Here is a 19,113-nt window from a genome sequence, read left to right as displayed (position 1 = left end):
ATACTTATGCTGCATATTGTTGTCTCTCACGCTGTGGCTGCACAGGGCTTACAAATACCCCTCCGTGCGGGGAATGGGCAATCTGTCCTTGAGCTGACGCACATTGGCTTCCAGCTTGATGATAATATCTTCGAGATCCTGCGGATCAATGCCCTTAATAATCGGCACAGGGGCCGGAGTGGTTGCGGTCTTCACCTCTGCCTTCAGCTCTTTCATCTCAATCTGCTGCTCCTGCCATTTATCCATCAGATCCGCTATGGTAGCATAGAACCGTTCATAATCCTTAATGACGCTGTCCAGGAACGTATCCACCTCTTCGGCATCATAGCCGCGAAGCTTCATACTGAATTCCTTTTCATGAATGGTAAGTGCATCAAGTGTAATACCGAGCTGGCTGAACAGCTTTCTCTGCTTATCCAGCCGCCGTTTCATATGTTCGTCCATTTCATAACCTCCAAGTGTATGCTGCATTCATCCGGCAGGTATTATTATAACAGGGTGAAAGCAGCATGAAAATATCACTAAAGTTACAATTCAGCATAGGGATGCCTGCTGATTGCCCTATAACACATTAGGGTAAGGAAAGATTACGACAGTATAACTACTAATCAAGCTGAAAGGAAGATGACAGATGAGCCACTTAACCAAAGACCAATTGACTAAGCTTAGAGCCTCGCTTGAAGAACGCAAGGCTGAACTGGAACAGCATTTCTCCGGCAATGGAGCAGAAGACAGCCTGCTTGGCGATTCCCTTATCCTCTCAACGGGCGAGCTCTCTTCGGTCGATAACCATCCCGCCGATACAGGAACAGAGACGTTTGAACGCAGCCGCGACCTGTCCATCAACACCTCGCTATCCGAAGAATTAACGGAGATCGAAGCTGCTCTTGCGCGGATGGATAACGGAACGTACGGCATCTGCGAAGCCAGCAAGCAAGAGATTCCTTATGAGCGGCTTGAGGCCATCCCCTACACCCGCTATACCGTGGAGCATGCCCCAACCAGCCGTGACACCGGCGCACGCCCTGTGGAAGAAGAGGTTATGACCCCGCCGCCAGCCGGTGCAGGCGAAGGACGTCAGCAGAATAGCGGAAGATTTGATGACGCCGGTGCCTGGGAAGCCGTCGAGGATTATGGCAGCGCAAGCTCGCCGGTAACCCCGCCGGGCCAGGATTCTGAAGATGAGGATTCCTGAGCCGGCTGTTCACGACTTGTGAGGCTTCTGGATAGACTGATATAGATGAGTCCGCCGGAACGTGGCCAGATCGATATGCATGAGCCCGCCAGCTCGTGGATCTCCCATCAGAAGTTGTCTGCTACTGCCTTATTAAGAATACCAAGACAACGGTCCAGATCGGCCTTCACCTGCTTCTTATATAGTTTGGCCTTCTCCTCCCCGTCCGAAGTGAAGTGATACAGGACAATCTCCTGAAAATCGACCTTCGGATCGCTCCCCTTAAGCTGCTTGGTACGGTAAAGTATCCCTTGCTGCACCAACTCATGCAGAGCGCGGTAAATTTCACTTTGGGGAGGCGAATAGCCATGAGCTTTGAAATCTCTGCGCAAATCCTCCAGCATCTGATAACCATACCCCTTGTGTTGCTCCACCATTGTAATCAGATATACCTTTATAAACGCCCGCTGAGCAATCATAAACGCCATAAGACACCTCCCGGGGTGTTTTTTTGTTAGAATCCTTAGAGAAGAACAGCCATAGCCCCTTGTCACTTAATTCCGGCAGTCAAATGATGTGGGTAGCATTTCCAGCTACAACTCTAGTATAAACTCTATTTCCCAGTTTTCACAACAAGTTATATTTTATAGTTTCATTTTTCCGGTGCGGAGTTTAGGTTTACTTTTTCCGTTTTGAAGAAGATAGGTACGCATATGGTGAGACGGTTAGATGGTATTAGTAGATACGGCTGGTGTTTTTATGTACTCTATTGTGAATTTTTCATGTAATGAAATTATATTAATAGAGTGCGACTTTAACTTTCGGCGCCTGACACCCGTTGCTTATTACCTCTGCAAAATAAAGGTTATTGTGGACGCAATAAGTCTTTTATTAATATTTGGGGTCATTATTATGAATTTTTCATATGATGAAATGACATGAATAATCCCCCCCTCTCTGCCTCTCCACAGACGATTACTCTTATTTATTTTGTTGTAATTGCAACAAAAATCATGTATTATTTTAAAACTATAGGCTTGGAAAATACATGATCAATGGGGCTGTGATTATGAAGGAGATTCTACGCGAGGTTGGAATGATTGCCCGGTCACTGGACTCTATCAGCAATATCGAATTTAAGCAATACGACCTTACCAGGGGGCAATATTTGTATCTGATGCGGATCTGTGAGCATCCGGGGATGATCCAGGAGAAGCTGGCTGAAATGATTAAAGTGGACCGGACAACGGCTGCCCGCGCTATACAGAAGCTTGAGATTAACGGTTTTATTGAAAAAAATGAAGATCGGCACAACAAAAAAATCAAGCGGCTGATCCCTACAGAGAAAGGGCAGGCCGTCTACCCTCTGCTCAAGAGAGAGAACGATTATTCTAATAGCGTAGCGCTGTCCGGCTTCTCCGAAAGTGAGGCTGAAACCCTGGTAAAACTCCTACAAAGAGTCAGGTCCAATGTGGAAAAAGACTGGGAATATGTAAAAAAGGGAAACAAACGGGACTATTGATTATACAAAAGGAGAATTATAGATGACTATTTTGATAAAGAGATGCTCTTCCGATGATCTGGAGACCTTGCAAAAAATCAGTATCGAAACGTTTACGGACACCTTCAAAAATCAAAATTCACCAGAAGCTATGGAAGCTTATTTGAAAAGAGCATTTCGTACAGAGCAATTAAAAAAAGAATGCGCCAACCGCCATTCTGAATTTTATTTCATCTATTATAATGAAGAAATTGCCGGGTACCTGAAGGTTAACGCCGATGATGCCCAAACTGAACATATGGACAAGGACTCGCTTGAAGTGGAAAGGATCTATATTAGAAGGCCCTTTCATAGGCTGGGGCTAGGGAAACAGCTGATTGAGAAAGCGGTGGAAATCGCGGCCGAAAAGAATAAGAGGAAGCTCTGGCTGGGGGTTTGGGAACAAAACGGAAACGCAGTTGCCTTTTATACAAAATTGAATTTCGTACAGACAGGAACTCATTCTTTCTATATGGGTGACGAGGAGCAAACAGATCTGATCATGACCAGAATCATCCTCTAGCACAATTAATTTAATCAGCACAAAATCAAGCACAAAGAACTGCCTGGGCATGTTCGCCGCAGGCAGTTCTTAAGTATGCTATAGGAGCGGGCTTAAGCCTGCTCTAATTTTTAGATTTTGTCGCGGTTGTAGAGGTCGGGGTCACGGTCTGCATTCATCGAGCCTCTATTGCCCAAGGTATTGCCAACCGTTGTGTCCCTAGGGACCAGATCAGGGTTAGTTGCTCCGCGGTCAGCCAGCGTATCCTCCGGATACAGGCTGTCGTACCGGCCGGAATTGAGTGAACGGTTACCCCGGAATACCGTATGGATATCTCTTCCACGGCCGTTGTCATCGACCAGGACGAGGATTTTGCCGCTGTCGATGTAGCCTTCGTAATCTCTGGCCTCATCCTCGGGAATGCCGAGTCCGATTAATCCGCCCACCAGACCGCCTGCTCCTACTCCAATGGCAGCCCCTGTTAACGTAGCTGCGATTGGGCCTGCGGCAAGGATTGGACCAATTCCCGGAATGGCCAGCGCACCGATCCCGGCCAGCAGTCCGGTAATTCCGCCCACTACGCCGCCGGTGGCCGCACCTGTAGCAACGCCTTCCGGCGCCATCGTTCCTGTATCCTCGGAGATGTGTTTCAGGTCATCTCGATCCTTCGTAATTACTGAAATCTCATCGTTCGTGAAGCCTTGACTCTGCAAACTTTCAATTGCTCTGGTTGCTTCTTGTTCCGTATCGAATACGCCAATAATTTTCTCTGTCACTTGAAGCCCTCCTTCGTAATTGTTGTTCGCTACTCTATTACCCGTTCACGCGGTGCCCAAACAGGAAAAGCATCACCGGATGAATTAATACCTGATACCCCTCTCATTCTATTTGGTAGGACGGGTACGGTTGGTCGGTACTGCCTCCAGCGGATTATCCGGCCAGTAGTGCTTGGGATAACGGCCTTTCAGATCTTTTTTCACCTCGAAATAGGTGTTCTGCCAGAAGCTGGCCAGATCTGAGGTGATCTGCATCGGCCTTCTCGCCGGAGACAGCAGGTGCAGCAGCACCGGGACCTTCCCTCCGCCGATCCGCGGAGTATCCGTCTGCCCGAACATCTCCTGCAGCCTAACTGCCAGTACCGGCGCCCCGGGATTACTGTAATCCAAGGGAACCCGCGAACCGCTCGGTACCGTAATATGCGTCGGCGCCTCCTTGTTCAGCTGCTGGCGGCTGTTCCAGTCCAGCATCCCCTCCAGCGCCTGCACCAGCTTCACCCGCTGTAAATCACGGAGATTCCGCATCCCTTGTATAAAGGGTGCCAGCCATTCCTCCAATGTATCCGTCAACGCCTCATCCGACATATCGGGCCAGTCGGCCCCCTGCGAGTGCATGAAATCCATCCGCTGCCGCAGCTGGAGGGTTCCCTTCTCCCAAGGCAGCAGCTGTAGCCCTTCCGCCGCGATCACCTTCAGCAGTACGCTCTCCGTCTCCTCGGGAGTAGCCCGCTCATGGGTCGTCTGCTTCAGAATGAGCGCCCCCAGCCGGGTCACTCTTCGCGCCTTCACGCTTCCGCTCTCACTGTCCCAGTAGACTTCGCGCTCCTCAAGAAGGCTGTCCGCATGATGCTTCAGCAGGTCCTGCTCGGAGAGCGCTGCGGCAAGCATAATCCGGCTCTGCCCGGCACGGTCATCCACGCCGGGTGCCACGATGTAGGGCGAGCGCGCCAGCGGCTGCCCCTCGCGCATCGCCGCCCCCCGGCCGCCGGAGAGCAGGAACGCGCCATTGCCGCGCTCCTGCCCGATCCGGTCGGGATAGGCGAACGACAGCAGCAGGCCGCTGCGGCTGATGTCGCCGGGCCCTTCGCCCGGCGCTGCCTGCAGCTGCGCCAGGAAGCTGCGGCTCTCGCGCTGCACCGCGCGCAAGGCCGCCGGGTCCGCTCCGCCGCTGCTGGCGGAGCGCTCGAACCCGAGCAGCGCCTCCACGCGCAGCGTGAGGTCGCTGTCTAGAGCCGCGGGACCCCGGAAAAGGTCCCGCTCCTGCAGCAGCGCAGCGAGCCTGGCGGCGAGCGGCGCAGCTGCAAGGTCTGCCGCGCGCAGCAGCATATGCGCGATGCGCGGGTGCGCGCCAAGCACGGCCATGCTGCGGCCGTGCGGCGTAATGGCGCCGCCGGCGTCCAGCGCGCCGAGCTGGCGCAGCAGCGCCATGGCCTGCGCGTAAGGCGCGGCAGGCGGCGCGTCCAGCCAGGCGAGCGCTCCCGGATCGCGCACGCCCCACAGCGCCAGCTCCAGGGCGAGCTGCGCCAGGTCGGTCTCCATGATCTCCGGCACGTTGTCGTCCGGCAGATGATCATGCGCCTCACGGCTCCACAGCCTGTAGCAGACGCCTGGTGCTGTCCGGCCTGCCCGGCCGCGCCGCTGATCGGCCGAGGCCTTCGAGACCGGCACCGTCGTTAAGCGCGGCATGCCGGTACGCGCAGAGAATACCTGCGTCCGGCGCAGCCCCGTGTCAATCACCGAGCGTACCCCTTCGATTGTCAGACTCGTCTCGGCAATGGAGGTTGCCAGTACGACCTTCCGTTCGCCTTCCACTGCAGGAGCCACCGCCGCATCCTGCTGCGGCTGCGGCAGTTGGCCATAGAGCGGCCGCAGCACCGTTCCCGGCGGCAGACTTCCTGATGCCAGCTCCTGCTCCGTCCGGCGGATCTCCCGCTCGCCGGGCAGAAAGACCAGCACATCCCCCGGCTGCTCAGCAAGCGCGCGCCGGACAGCGGCGGCTGCGGATTTCTCAGCGGTAGCATTGCCTGCCTCCGGCACATAGACCGTCTCCACCGGATACGTCCGGCCCGGACAACGTACGACCGGCGCTTCGCCCAGCAGAGAAGCTACGCGTTCTCCGTCCAGGGTCGCCGACATCACCAGAATGCGCAGATCCTCGCGCAGCACACTCTGCGCTTCAAGCGCCAGTGCCAGTCCAAGATCCGCATGCAGACTGCGCTCATGGAACTCATCGAAGATCACAAGACCCACATCCCCCAGCGAAGGATCGCTCTGGAGCATTCGCGTCAGCACGCCTTCCGTCACAACAACAATGCGTGTATTCCGCCCCACCTTGGTATCCATCCGCATGCGATAGCCTACGGTCTGACCCACACTCTCCCCCAGACAGGACGCCATATAAGCTGCGGCCGAACGCGCTGCCAGGCGTCTGGGCTCCAGCATCAGAATGGTTTTACCGGCCAGCCAAGGCTCCTCCAAAAAAGCAGGCGGCACCGCCGTTGTCTTCCCCGCTCCAGGTTCGGCAATCAGAATGGCCGCTGCACGGTCTGTCAGAATTCTCTTCAGGTCAGGGAGCACCTGCATAATCGGAAGCTGCTTCATTTCATCTCTCCATCATCTGCTAAAAGTTAAGTTAAATCTCCATCTCCCTATCATCGGCGAATTCATTCCAGATATCAAGCAGTTCGTTACTGCTGTAGGAGGATTTACCCGTTCAACAATAAGCTCCCATCTAAACTTTCGCACAAAAACCCCCGGTTCCATGAACCGGAGGCCTCATACTTACTTCAATACTCGTCTACTCACCCGTTTCCTCACCCACTACTCCCTACCATCCCGTTCCACTCCGCCCAGCCGCTGCCCGATCGCGTCCCCGTAATCTGCATATGCAGCATTGCTTTCCAGACCCCGTTCCTGCAAAAGCATCTGAAGACGCAGCCGCTTCAGGGAGAGCTTGCCCTCCAGCTCCTTGCGTTCCCCGGCAGTGCTGTTGCCGCTGGTGTGACAAGCCATCAGCAGCTCTTCGAGCGTCACACACTCTGCGCGCAGCGTGACTTCCTCGGGCAGCAATCCGGCGTTCTTCATAATCTTGTAGGACATCCGCAGCTCCTCGGGTACGCCCGAGAGATCCTCCAGCTCCAGCGGCTTGCCGTGCCCGGGCAGATTGGAGAACTCTCCGCTGCGCATAGCTTCCTGAATTCTTTGTTCTGCAAGCCAAGATAATATAGCCATCCACACCGTTCCTTTCATCAGCGCCCCGGTGCCCTTTTATATTGCAAACGGCACATTCTGCTACAGCTTTGTCCTTATTTTAGCACGGGTGCTGCTGAAATTCATTCCCGGTTTGCCTGTAAGTTATCGCTTCTTATCACCAGGCAGAAAGCTATTTCTGCTTATGATATCCGCGCTCCCCGTAAGGAGACAGCTGCTCCAGCCATTTACTCTCCATGTCCGGCAGCATCTTGCGGTACTTCTTCAGCTCCTGCACATCGGCCACGAAATCCTCCTCCGGCTTAATCTGCTCCAGCACCTCGAAGCGGAAGCCCGCTTCCCCGCGTTCATTCCAGTCTTCCTGCAGTGCCTTATTGTCATGGCCTTTGATATCCAGCATGAACTTATGCTTATTCCAGACCCCGTCCAGATTCAGGCTGCTTCCCACATACATTTTGTCATTGCCGGTGTTCACAATCCGGTATACCCCCATCGGCCTGTGCGAGTGTGCGTAATTATATCCCAATTCCTTGCGTCTGGTTTTATCCGTCATTATTTCTCTCCCCTTCTTCTCTCCGTTATAATTTCACCCAGTAGCTGCTTCCGTCTTCTTCACGGTCCAGCAGCCCGTAATCGATCAGATACCGCCGGAGCGTCACGTAATCGGGGTAAGCGGCTTCGAGCACCGCATTGATTTCCTTCTCACTATACTTGCGCCCGGTCTCAAAACGCTGCAGCAAATGGCGCAGGATAGCCGCCTTCCGCTTCTGCCGCTTAGGGAACTCTGACAACGGGCCGTCCGGCCCCTGTTTGAAATAGGTGCCCAGAATCTCGGCGTTCTCCTGCTCGGTAATCGCGAACCGTTCATCGACCATCACAGCCGTACGCGGAATACTCACAAAAGGCGATGAAGCTCCCGGCTTCTCCTCCGCCAGCTCCATAACCGCCAAAAACAGCTTGGCCTGCTTCACCTTCTCGCGAAGCGTGAACCGGTGGTTACGCACCGTGGAGGTGCTGCCGATCCCCAGCTCCTTGGCTGCTTCTGCATCGCTAAGACTTTGGCGGAAAGCCTGCAGCAGCCCCTTCTGCAATTCGGTTAACCCGCTCAGCTTCTTGTCCAGCGTCAGCAGCCAATGGAACATCCCGCCATGAACCCTGTTCACATGCAGAGCTGCGAACTTCTCCGCTTCGTAATACTGCCCTTCATCCTTATAGATCAAGCCCTTCTCGAAGGCAGCTCCGCAGACCAGACAATAATACTTTTCCGTCCGCTCTTCCGTCTCCACATTATAGCCCTGCTTCAATTCTGCAATGGACGCATTCCAGAATTTCTCCGATATCCGCACTGCTTCATTCTCTTCTGCCAACTGGACCACCACACCCTTTGTTTACTTTTATATAGACATATTATCATTTTGTTTGTTATTTTACAACCATCTAATTAGATTGTTTATAGCAAAAGAAAAACACCGCCAATCATGGCAGTGTCTCTATATCCCGGAGGATCTCTATTTGTCAGTTCTTATAATGCAGCAGAAGCCTGCTTCAGCAAGGTAGACAGCAGTTCATAATCAACAGCCTTGCCCTCCGTCAGCTTGGTTGTGAGACGATCCCCACTCCCCGCCTCGAATTGGCCTTCAGGCACTTCCAGCGCTGCTGCGTTGAAGATGGAGAAGCTCACCCAGCCTTTGGCGGTAGAGAGGACAGCGGCATATTTCCCGTTTTTGAGAAAATGCGGTTTGCCATACTGAATTCGTTCCGCTACCTCCGGTATAGCCTCGTGAATGACCTCACGCAGCTTGGAGCCTATCTCCGACTGCCAGGGCAGCTTGATCTGAGCAATGTAATCCGTCACTTCTTGGTTCATGGAATCACCTTTTCCTGGAGAATGAACTTAAGACAGCAGCGACTCCGCACCGTCAATCACAATCTGCGAGCCGGTAATATGAATGGATTCATCCGAGGCCAGGAACGCGACCAGATCGGCCACATTTTCCGGCTTGCCTGGTCCGTCAGCTAGCGGCTGTGCTCCTTCAGGGAATTCAATTGGAATAACAATCGACTCCACATCATCGTTCCACTCCGTGCTCTCGTCGATATTCGTGGCGATCGCTCCCGGACAAATGACATTGACCCGGATTTTGAACTTGGCCAGCTCCAGTGCAGCCATCTTCGCGAACGCGACCTGTCCCGCCTTAGTGGTGCTGTATGGTGACCAGCCGAAGCTGGTAAATCTGCTGTTGCCGTTGATCGAGCTGGTAATAATAATACTGCCTTTGCCCTTCTCCTTCAGATGGGGAATGGTGTATTTCAGTGTCAGAAAGGTGCCTGTCAGGTTGACAGAGAGGGTCTTCTCCCAATCATCCACGCTCAGCTCCTCTATCGGCCCCACCACTCCGTTAATGCCCGCATTGGCGAACACAATATCCAGGCCTCCGAAATGCTCCACAGTCCTGCGCACCGCTTCCTCCATCCGGCCGGCATCCGAAGTATCCACATCAATAGCTAACGCGCAATCCCTGCGCAGCTTATTCAATTTCTGTTCAAGGATTGAAGTACGTTCGTTCACCAGATCGAACAAGGCGACATTCGCACCTTCACGTGCCAGCTGAATTGCTGCCGCTCTGCCGATTCCCGAGCCCGCACCTGTGATTATGGCTGTTTTCCCTTGAAAACGCTGCTTTTTTGCTATATTGGGGCTCATATGTACACTCTCCTTCCGTGAATACCATTCTGCATGTAATGGCTCTGTTTCAAGATTACCCAAATGATGCTTGATTATAATCATGTTATGCAAAAAATTGCACAAGCTCAGTGCAACATGCACAGCCTATCCGCTTGATAAGCCCCTGCATATCTTGTCTGCAACAGCAAAGACCCCGCAGCTGCGGGGTCTCCTCTGACTCATTCAATTCTCCAGCTGCCGTACATCCACCTTAACCGTAAGCGTGCCCGCTGCTCCGCGGTATACCCCTTTGACCGGAACGATATCCTTATAATCCCGTCCATGCCCAAGCTTGATATACCGCCAGCTTACTTCAGCATTGTTGGTCGGATCGAAGCCCAGCCAGCCCGTACCCGGAATATGTGTCTCCACCCAGGCATGCGAGGCCTGCTCGAAGTTGGCGTTGCCCCCCTGCAGGTCCCCGACAAAATGGTACCCGCTCACATAACGCGAGGGCAAGCCGACACTGCGGCAGACCGCAATCATCAGATGTGCATAGTCCTGGCAGACTCCGCGCTTTAGCATCAGTGCTCTTTTCACTGTAGTGTTGACGCTCGTCGCCTCGGGATCGTACGTAAACTGCTCGTAGATGGTGGACGACAGCTTCCGGGTCCATTCGTACATATCCTCGGCTTCCTCAAAAGGATGCTGCGACGCGAATTCCACCAGCTCCGGCGTCACCTCGGTGTACCGGGTAGGCAGAATAAACTCAATATACCGGTTCTGAAACTTCTCGTCATTCAGCAGCTTCACCTGCTCCTCCAGCGGAATATGCGGAAGATCGGTGCCTTGCGCCTTGTCGAGCGTGACCACGGTCGCTTTGGTGTGAATCACCATTTCCGTGTGCGGCTTGTTCACCGAATAGGCATGGACCCGGTTGCCGAAGAAATCCTCATAAGTCAGCAGATTAGCCGGCGGATGCACCTCCACCTCATGGTGATAACAGGATTGCCGGTAGTTCGTGCGCGGCGTCAGCCGGATCTCATTGACACTGTCCGTCACCGGCTCGGGGTAGCTGTAGGTGGTTGTATGGTTGATCTGTATTTTCATACCGAGACTCCTTCACGGCGAAAAAAAGCACCGTCCATCGTTCGGCCGAGCCTCTGACAGGATATCATCAGTGACTCCAGCACATCCAGGGTCAGGTCCCCGGACATCTCTTCCTTCTCCATATAATCCAGCTCCGCCTTGATCTTGCCCGCCTGACGGATCACCTTCTCATGCCCTGAGCCCTTCTCTGAAGAATCCAGCTCCAGCTTGGACAGATGCTCCTCCAGCTTGTGGAAGGAGAAGCGGATTGAACGCGGGAAGAGCGGGTTCACGATCAGGAATTCCAGAATGCATTCCGGCGACATATCATCGGCGTAATACCGGCGGAAGGACTGATAGCCGCTCACCGATTTCAGCACAGCCTGAAGCTGGGTATAGATGGAATTGATAGCCTTCGACTTGCAGGATACCGTGACGGTCTGCAGGATACGTGTCGTATTCTCCGCCCGTTCCAGAAACCGGCCGCTCTCGATGAAATGCCATTCATTGCCCCGGAGCATCACCGATTGCTCCGCGCCGAGGAACATCGCCGCCCGCTCCTTGACCTGCTGATAGAATTGATGCGGGCCGCGCATGATATCCGTTACTGACTGTTCACCGAGCCACAGGTTGAAGCCATTGATAATATCCCACAGCTCACTCGGCAGATGCTGGCGCAGCGTGCGCAGATTATTCCTGGCCTGATGCACACAGGAGAACAAGGAATTGGTATTCCCCATGTCCAGTGTGATGAAGGATAAGACGTCCTGTTCACTGAAGCTTTCAAACTGCCGCAGATATTCGCTTCGTACCCCAAGTGCATCAATCAGGCGCGACCACTTGTGGCCCTCTTCCTGGTAATCCTCTTCCTGCTGGATATGGTAATGTACATCGATCAGCCGGGCGTGATTCTCAGCCCGTTCAATATACCGGCCGATCCAGAATAGAGCCTCCGCATTGCGATTCAGCATTCTAGCCCCCCCTTTACCTTAGAAAAGTCTCTAGGCCATTACCCAGGTATCCTTCACTCCGCCGCCTTGGGAAGAGTTCACGACCAGCGAGCCTTCGCGCATCGCCACCCGGGTCAGTCCCCCTGGAATGACATGCGGCTTGCGGTCGGCCCCCATCAGCGCAAACGCTCTAAGATCAATATGCCGCGGAGCCATACTGCCCTCCGACAAGACCGGCGCACGGGACAGTGACATGATCGGCTGGGCGATATAACGCTCCGGTTCCGCCAGTATTTTGAGCCGGAAGTCGATAAGTTCCTGCTTCGATGCCTCACTTCCGATCAGCATGCCGTAGCCCCCGGAGAGAGACGTCTCCTTCACCACCATTTCAGACAGATGATCCAGCACATACTGGCGCTCTTGCGGCCGTGACAGCAGATAGGTCGGCACATTGCCCAGAATCGGCTCTTCATTAAGATAATAGCGGATCATATCCGGCACATATACATACATGGCTTTGTCATCGGCTACCCCGGTTCCGGGCGCATTGGCAATCGCGATATTTCCTGCCCGGTAGGCATTCATCAGACCTGCAACCCCAAGAAGCGAGCTAGGCTGAAAAGCAAGCGGATCGATGAAATCATCATCCAGCCGGCGGTACAGCACATCCACTCTGCGCAGACCGTTCATCACCTTCAGGTAGATTTTGTGGTCCTGAGCGACCAGATCACGGCCCTCAACCAGATGAATGCCCATCTGCTGTGCCAGAAAAGCATGCTCATAATAAGCCGAATTGTATTCCCCCGGTGTCAGCAGGGCAATGACCGGGTCCTTGGTCCGGGACGGGGACAAGCTGCGCAGCACGGACAGGAAACGGTTCAGGCTGTGATCCACATCGCGGATGGAGCTGGCAAACGACAGCTCAGGAAACAGCTGGTTCATGAGCGATCTGCCTTTGAACAGATACGAGAAGCCCGAAGGTGTACGCAGATTATCCTCAAGCACATAATATTCGCCGTCATGATGGCGGATCAGATCGATGCCTGAAGTGGTGATGTACGCACCGCCGGGTACACGGAGTCCGGACATTTCCGGCCGGAAATAACAGTTCGAGATCACCATCCGCCGCGGCACAATTCCGTCCTTCACAATATATTGCTCATGGTAAATATCATGAATGAACAGATTTAGTGCGGTAATCCGCTGTACAATCCCCGCCTCCAGCCGTTCCCATTCCCCCTTGGGGATAATGCGCGGAATCATATCGAAGGGAATCGTCCGCTCCATAGGCTGATCCTGTGCCGGGTTGTACAGTGTAAAAGTAATGCCTTCTTCCATCATCCGACGCTGCATCAGCTTCTGCTTGCCTTGCAGCTCTTCGGGGCTCATCCCGGAAAACATGCGGTTCACATGCTTGTAATGAGGCCGGACGTTCCGTTCATCCGCATACATCTCATCATAGAAATGCTGCAGCGGATACGGAGACAGACCGGGCAAAGGATCTAGTTTGGACATGAGCCCGACTCCTCTCGGATCAGTATAATGTGTTATGTTTCTTAACAAATAAGTTCAAATTTTAAAAATTCACCACGAAAATATGATTTACTACCTTCATAATACGTAAATAATATTATCCATGTCAATATATATAACAGCAAAATGGAGTTTCTGAACCATCCTGCCACTTTGGAATCGCTTCCTTTCTCTTAAACTTGCTTTTCGGGGTGCTGCATGATGATTCCACATCCAATTGTATGCGGGGATGCTGACAAGCAGTACTATTATGAATTTTTCATATGATGTATTTTTAATATAATTTCAGCGTATTCTTTGAAACGCCAAAAGGGGAGTAAGCCGAAGGATGGTTATGTACTGGTGGAGGCTCCTTTCGGCAGAGGAGGATATGTCCGTGGCGGGGGATTCTGCGCGGGAAGCCAAGAAGCGGCAGACCCGCAACAACAGGTGGACAAACGTATCTTAATTCTTCGATTTCTGAGGGATAGGGGAAAGCAAGCGGAAAAACTACAACTGCTAGTGTTAGTATCAGCCACATTGACTGAAATGCGCTCAATTAAGTGTTGTTTTTCCAACTCCTGCCCTAACAGAGACCTTTCTTTCATCAGCAAGTGGAGAAAATCCAACTATTTCCTCTTCCCCTCCCCTCTCAGCGGGTCCAATCCGTTCAACAAAAAACCTCCCCGGGAATATTTCATTCCAAAGGGAGGTTGCTTCGCAGCTATCTATTGTTGTGGTTATTCTTCCGAGTCCGCTTCTTCCGAGATCATGCCTGCGAACAGGGCATGCACGAACTGGTCGGAATCGAACGGCTGAAGATCTTCCATTTTCTCGCCCAGACCAACCAGCTTCACCGGCAGGTTCATTTCCTGGCGGATCGCTACCACGATTCCGCCCTTCGCCGTACCGTCCAGCTTCGTCAGTACCAGGCCGGTCACGCCGCTCTTCTCGCCGAACAGCTTGGCCTGGGTGAGCGCATTCTGCCCGGTGGTGGCATCCAGCACCATAAGCACCTCATGCGGGGCGCTTGGAATCTCGCGCTGAATGACACGGAAGATCTTGTTCAGCTCTTCCATCAGATTGCTCTTGTTCTGCAGCCGGCCTGCTGTATCGCAGATCAGCACATCCACACTGCGCTGCTTGGCAGCCTGAACCGCATCGAACATCACCGCTGCCGGGTCCGATCCCGACTGCTGCTTGATCACATCCACTCCGGCACGCTTGCCCCACACCTCAAGCTGCTCAATGGCTCCGGCACGGAAGGTGTCGCCTGCCGCCAGCAGAACCTTCTTGCCTTCCTGCTTGTAGCGGTGCGCCAGCTTGCCGATGGTCGTCGTCTTCCCGACTCCGTTCACGCCGACGAACAGGATCACGGTAATGCCATCCGGATTCTCGTTCAGACTGTTGTCATCATCTCCGCGCAGCAGCTCCATCAGCTTGCGGGAGAGAATCGGCTGAAGCTCTGCCGCGTCCTCGATCCGCTTCTGCTTCACTTCGGCACGCAGCTCCTCTACCAGATTCATGACCGTATTCACGCCGACATCTGCGCCGATCAGAATCTCTTCCAGCTCCTCATAGAATTCTTCATCTATCTTTTTGCGGCGGATAATCAGATCCGAGACCTTCTCAACGAAGCCCTTGCGTGTTTTCTCCAGACCGTCGCGGAACTGTTTCGTTACGCTTTCTGTTTTACCGGAAATGCTGTCTTTAAGTTTTTTGAAAAAACTCATAGGCTTATGCTTCCTCCTAAAGGGTTATAGGGATCACTTCATGAATCCTGCGTCTATATAAATTGTACTATTGTTTTTATGTTATAGGATTAGCCGTGACTCCAGAGAAGTTTTGGACTTCCGGCCGCTGTTGTCTGCAGATTTCATGATTTTTACCGTTTTTAACGGTTGAAATCCGCAGACAAAGGCGGTCGCTACCGCTCCTCCAGTTCCAAAATTCCCCTCCGCCACTTTTCCTTTAACTTTTATTTTTTGGTTCAATCTGTATCGTTAAGCTATCTCTGCCTCTTCATCCTCCAGCCGCACGGATACGAGCTTGGACACGCCGCCTTCCTCCATCGTCACGCCGTAGAGTACGTCTGCTTCCTCCATCGTTCCCTTGCGGTGGGTCACTACGATGAACTGAGTCTGCTCCGAGAACTCGCGCAGGTACTGGGCGAAGCGCACCACATTGGCTTCATCCAGCGCCGCTTCCACTTCATCCAGCACGCAGAACGGCACCGGCTTGACTTGCAGAATGGCGAACAGCAGAGCCATCGCGGTTAAGGCGCGTTCTCCGCCGGAGAGAAGCTGGAGATTCTGCAGCTTCTTGCCCGGCGGCTGGGCAACGATATCAATCCCTGTCTCGAGCATATGCTCAGGGTCCAGCAGCTGCAGATCTGCCCGCCCGCCGCCGAACAGCTTCGTGAACACCGTGCCGAACTCGCGGCGGATGGCATCGAAGGTCTGCTTGAAGCGCTTCGACATCTCCTCTTCCATCTCATGGATGACATGATACAGCGTTGTTTTGGCTTCCACCAGATCATCCTTTTGCCCGCTTAGAAAAGTATACCGCTCATGCACCCGCTGATACTCTTCAATCGCGCCAAGGTTGACCTCGCCCAGACCGGAGATGCTGCGCTTCAGACGCTGCACCTCCAGCTGTGCCGCAGGCACATCCTCCGGCACCGGATAACGCTGCTTCGCCAGCTCGTAGCTCAGCTCGTAGTCATCGCTCAGCTTGCGGAGGATATTGTCCAGTTCTACATCCAGCCGGCCAACGGCAACCTCCGTGGAACGGAGCTTGTCTTCGACCGCCCGGAGCGCCTGACGCTGGTCTTTGGTCTCGCCTTCGGCCAGCTCCAGCTTGCGCGAGATCGCCGCGCGGTCGGCACGGGCCAGGTCAAGCCTCGCAGACGTATCTTCCTTGCTCAGCCGCAGACTGTTGACCTCTTCCTTCTGCTTCACGGTCTCCCGTGCATTCTCTTCCAGATCCTGCTCGATGGTCATAAGCAGGCTGCGGCTCTGGCGCAGCTCCTTCTCCTGGGAGCCGGCGTCCTGCCTCATCCGGCGCAGCTGCTCCTCCAGCGAGAAGATCTCCTGATCCAGCTTGCCCTCCGTGACCTTCATCCCGGTCAGCTTGCCCTGCAGCTCTTCCTTGGCCGATTCATTCGCCTTGCGGTCCGACTCGGCACTGCGGATTGCTGCGTGCGCCTCCTGCTCTTCCTTCTCCAGCCGGGACAACTCTGCTTCCGCCTGCTTGCGGGCCTCATCCAGCCCGCGTACCTCCTGCTCGAAGCCGCTGCGCTCCGCGCCCGCGCCCTCGACCTGCTCCTGCACATGCCGCAGCTCCTGCTCCAGCTGCTTCAGATCGCCGGATACGCGCTGTTCCTCCAGCCGCTTCTCATCACCGTCATGCCGCAGCTGCTCCAGCTTCTGGGAGCCTTTGTCCTGTTCAGCGCGCAAGCGGCTGATCCCCTGCTTCAGCTTGGCAATCTGCTGCTCGCTCTCTTCAATCTCGCCGGAGAGCTGGTCAAGCTGACGCTTGCGGCTAAGCAGGCTGTTGTTCTTTTTATGCTGGCTGCCGCCCGTCATTGAGCCGCCTGCATTCACCACATCGCCTTCCAGCGTAACCACTCTGTAGCGGTATTGGCATTTGGCCGCAATGCGGTTCGCCTGCTCCAGACTCTCAGCGATTACGACATTGCCGAGCAGGCTTCCGATAATGCTTCCATACTTGTCTTCATAGCCGACCAGCTCCGAGGCGATACCGACAAACCCTTCAGCACCTTGAACCATGCTGCGGTCACTGCCGGTAATCTGCCGGGGCCGGATCACATCAAGCGGGAGGAAGGTCGCCCGTCCGAGCTGACGCTGCTTCAGGAAAGCAATCGCCTGCCGGGACACCGCTTCATTCTCCATAACCACATGCTGCAAGGAAGCGCCCATGGCGGTCTCAATCGCCATTTCCAGCTTTTCGGGAACGGAGATCAATTCGGCAACCGCCCCGTGTACACCGCTTAGCTGTCCTTTGCGCGCGCCCTTCAGCACCTCTTTGACCCCAAGCATGAAGCCGTCAAAATCATCCTGCATTTCCTTCATCGTCTCATGCCGGGACACCTGGGCTTCGCGCTTCTGCTCCCATTTTCGCAGGCCGCTCTGCGTCTCTTCGAGCAGCTTCTGCCGTTTGCCGGTCTGCTCGCTCTCCGTAATGTATGCGCCGCGCAGCAGCCCGATTTCCTTGCCTAGCGCGGCAATCTTATCCTTCAGCCCGCTCTGTGCAGAGACCAGCTCCTCCAGCCGCGCTGTCCACTTGCCGCTCTCCTCCTGGCTGCGGCTCATCCGCCGCTCCAGGCTCTCCTTCTGCTGATCCGCATAGCGGATCTCGTTGCGCGCCTGAGCCATCAGGTTCATCAGCTCAAGCAGAGCGCTCTTCAGCTTCTCTTCCTTGCTCTGGCTGATGCCTCCGGCCACACCCTGCAGCTTCGATTCCTCATCCGCCAGCTGTGCCCGCAGCTCCGCAAGCGTCTGCCTGGTCTGCTTCAGCTTATGCTCAAGCTCCGCCAGCTCACGCTGCCGCCCCTCAGAGCGTTCGCCTACAGAACCCAGAGTCTGCATGAGCTGTTCCCGGTTCTGCTCCAGATTCCTGCGGCGCTCCTTCAGCAGCTCTCCGTAGCCTTCGCTCTTCTCGTTGGCTTCGCTGCTGCGCAGCAGCTGTTCCTGCAGCTTCTCCACTTCCTGCTCCAGATTACGCAGCTCCGCCCGGCCGCTCTCCAGCTTGGCATCATGGGCAGAGACTATAGTGGACAGCTCCAGCTGCTCCGTCTTAAGCACCTCCAGGCGGGCGTTGCCCTCCTGCCAGGATGTATGTATGCCTTCGATCTGATGCACATATACCGAAATCTCCAGATGCTTTAGCTGCTCCCGCAGCTCCTTGTATCTTATCGCCTTCTCGGACTGGTCCTTCAGCGGTCCCACCTGATCCTCCAGCTCGCTGATCAGGTCATGAATCCGCAGCAAATTCTGCTCGGTCTCATCAAGCTTGCGGCCGGCATCCTTTTTGCGTGACTTATATTTAACAATACCTGAAGCCTCTTCAAAGATCCCCCTCCGGTCTTCCGAACGGGTACTGAGAATCTCTTCAATCCGGCCTTGTCCGATAATTGAATAAGCTTCACGGCCGATACCGGTATCCATGAACAGCTCCGTAATATCCTTCAGCCTGCAGGCCTGCTTATTGATCAGATATTCACTGTCGCCACTGCGGTGGACACGCCGGGTCACGGTCACCTCGCTGAAATCCAGCGGCAGCACATGATCCTCATTATCCAGCGTCAGCGAGACCTCACCGTAGTTGACCGCCTTGCGGGCATCACTTCCGGCAAATATAATATCCTCCATCTTGCCGCCGCGCAGGGATTTGGCACTCTGCTCCCCAAGCACCCAGCGGATGCCGTCGGATATATTACTTTTGCCGCTGCCGTTCGGGCCGACTACAGCCGTTATTCCGCGCACAAATTCCATCTCTGTTTTGTCGGCAAATGATTTGAAGCCTGCTAATTCAATCCGTTTCAGAAACATAACTCGCTACTCACCTCTGACCCATTATACCATAGTGTTTCCTTGCCAAAACAACCCCATAAAGTGGTGCACCTGCTTCGATGTTTACCCCAAAACATATCATTTCTGATCTTTCGAAAAAG

At 54.1% G+C, this 19,113-nt stretch carries 17 protein-coding genes; 3 read left to right on the top strand and 14 right to left on the bottom strand.

What is annotated here, in order from left to right:
• Positions 1-48: 48 nt before the first annotated feature.
• On the bottom strand, positions 49-444 hold the full coding sequence (locus tag MKY12_RS13280; RefSeq protein WP_339314053.1) for a DivIVA domain-containing protein: 396 nt from the start codon (positions 442-444) through the stop codon (positions 49-51).
• Positions 445-631: 187 nt separating this feature from the next.
• On the opposite strand from MKY12_RS13280, the gene MKY12_RS13275 reads away from it, so the two are divergent.
• Positions 632-1,195 (top strand): TraR/DksA C4-type zinc finger protein, encoded by a 564-nt coding sequence (locus tag MKY12_RS13275; protein WP_339314052.1) that lies wholly within the window; start codon positions 632-634, stop codon positions 1,193-1,195.
• Between the two features lie 107 nt (positions 1,196-1,302).
• Here the strand turns inward: MKY12_RS13275 and MKY12_RS13270 are convergent, their stop codons facing one another.
• Positions 1,303-1,662: a helix-turn-helix transcriptional regulator gene (locus tag MKY12_RS13270; RefSeq protein ID WP_036694148.1), complete on the bottom strand. Its 360-nt coding sequence runs from the start codon at positions 1,660-1,662 to the stop codon at positions 1,303-1,305.
• A gap of 581 nt (positions 1,663-2,243) precedes the next feature.
• Between MKY12_RS13270 and MKY12_RS13265 the strand changes: the two genes are divergently transcribed.
• Positions 2,244-2,696: a MarR family transcriptional regulator gene (locus MKY12_RS13265; RefSeq protein WP_339256393.1), complete on the top strand. Its 453-nt coding sequence runs from the start codon at positions 2,244-2,246 to the stop codon at positions 2,694-2,696.
• 22 nt (positions 2,697-2,718) lie between these two features.
• Positions 2,719-3,237 carry a GNAT family N-acetyltransferase gene (locus MKY12_RS13260; RefSeq protein WP_339314051.1) on the top strand — a complete coding sequence of 173 codons (519 nt, stop codon included), beginning with the start codon at positions 2,719-2,721 and terminating at the stop codon, positions 3,235-3,237.
• A 110-nt stretch (positions 3,238-3,347) separates the two neighbouring features.
• Here the strand turns inward: MKY12_RS13260 and MKY12_RS13255 are convergent, their stop codons facing one another.
• From MKY12_RS13255 to smc, 12 genes are all read right to left on the bottom strand, one after another.
• On the bottom strand, positions 3,348-3,992 hold the full coding sequence (locus MKY12_RS13255; RefSeq protein ID WP_036728847.1) for a general stress protein: 645 nt from the start codon (positions 3,990-3,992) through the stop codon (positions 3,348-3,350).
• Between the two features lie 108 nt (positions 3,993-4,100).
• Entirely contained in the window at positions 4,101-6,593 is a 2,493-nt protein-coding gene (gene hrpB / locus MKY12_RS13250; RefSeq protein WP_339314050.1) for an ATP-dependent helicase HrpB, read from the bottom strand.
• A 219-nt stretch (positions 6,594-6,812) separates the two neighbouring features.
• Positions 6,813-7,223 carry a DnaJ family domain-containing protein gene (locus tag MKY12_RS13245; protein ID WP_339314049.1) on the bottom strand — a complete coding sequence of 137 codons (411 nt, stop codon included), beginning with the start codon at positions 7,221-7,223 and terminating at the stop codon, positions 6,813-6,815.
• 151 nt (positions 7,224-7,374) lie between these two features.
• On the bottom strand, positions 7,375-7,755 hold the full coding sequence (locus tag MKY12_RS13240) for a GIY-YIG nuclease family protein (protein WP_036728853.1): 381 nt from the start codon (positions 7,753-7,755) through the stop codon (positions 7,375-7,377).
• A 25-nt stretch (positions 7,756-7,780) separates the two neighbouring features.
• Entirely contained in the window at positions 7,781-8,569 is a 789-nt protein-coding gene (locus MKY12_RS13235) for a DUF2087 domain-containing protein (protein ID WP_339314048.1), read from the bottom strand.
• A 155-nt stretch (positions 8,570-8,724) separates the two neighbouring features.
• The gene (locus MKY12_RS13230; RefSeq protein WP_036728856.1) at positions 8,725-9,069 is read right to left on the bottom strand and encodes a DUF1801 domain-containing protein; all 345 of its coding nucleotides are present in this window, start codon (positions 9,067-9,069) and stop codon (positions 8,725-8,727) included.
• 27 nt (positions 9,070-9,096) lie between these two features.
• Complete coding sequence (locus MKY12_RS13225; RefSeq protein ID WP_036728859.1) at positions 9,097-9,906, bottom strand: SDR family NAD(P)-dependent oxidoreductase; 810 nt, start codon at positions 9,904-9,906, stop codon at positions 9,097-9,099.
• A 204-nt stretch (positions 9,907-10,110) separates the two neighbouring features.
• The gene (locus MKY12_RS13220; RefSeq protein WP_339314047.1) at positions 10,111-10,977 is read right to left on the bottom strand and encodes a transglutaminase family protein; all 867 of its coding nucleotides are present in this window, start codon (positions 10,975-10,977) and stop codon (positions 10,111-10,113) included.
• Complete coding sequence (locus tag MKY12_RS13215) at positions 10,974-11,927, bottom strand: alpha-E domain-containing protein (RefSeq protein WP_339314046.1); 954 nt, start codon at positions 11,925-11,927, stop codon at positions 10,974-10,976. Before MKY12_RS13215 ends, MKY12_RS13220 begins: the two co-directional genes overlap by 4 nt.
• Positions 11,928-11,957: 30 nt before the next feature.
• Positions 11,958-13,421, bottom strand: a complete 1,464-nt coding sequence (locus MKY12_RS13210) for a circularly permuted type 2 ATP-grasp protein (RefSeq protein WP_339314045.1) — start codon at positions 13,419-13,421, stop codon at positions 11,958-11,960.
• A gap of 737 nt (positions 13,422-14,158) precedes the next feature.
• Entirely contained in the window at positions 14,159-15,151 is a 993-nt protein-coding gene (gene ftsY, locus MKY12_RS13205; RefSeq protein WP_036728871.1) for a signal recognition particle-docking protein FtsY, read from the bottom strand.
• 270 nt (positions 15,152-15,421) lie between these two features.
• Entirely contained in the window at positions 15,422-18,991 is a 3,570-nt protein-coding gene (smc, locus tag MKY12_RS13200; protein ID WP_339256379.1) for a chromosome segregation protein SMC, read from the bottom strand.
• Between the last annotated feature and the right edge of the window lie 122 nt (positions 18,992-19,113).

Origin of the sequence: Paenibacillus sp. FSL M7-0896 (assembly GCF_037975415.1) — a bacterium.
Taxonomy (GTDB): Bacteria; Bacillota; Bacilli; order Paenibacillales; family Paenibacillaceae; genus Paenibacillus_AQ; species Paenibacillus_AQ silagei.
Note: the sequence above shows the minus strand (reverse complement) of the source record. Positions and strands in the feature narration are given on the sequence as shown.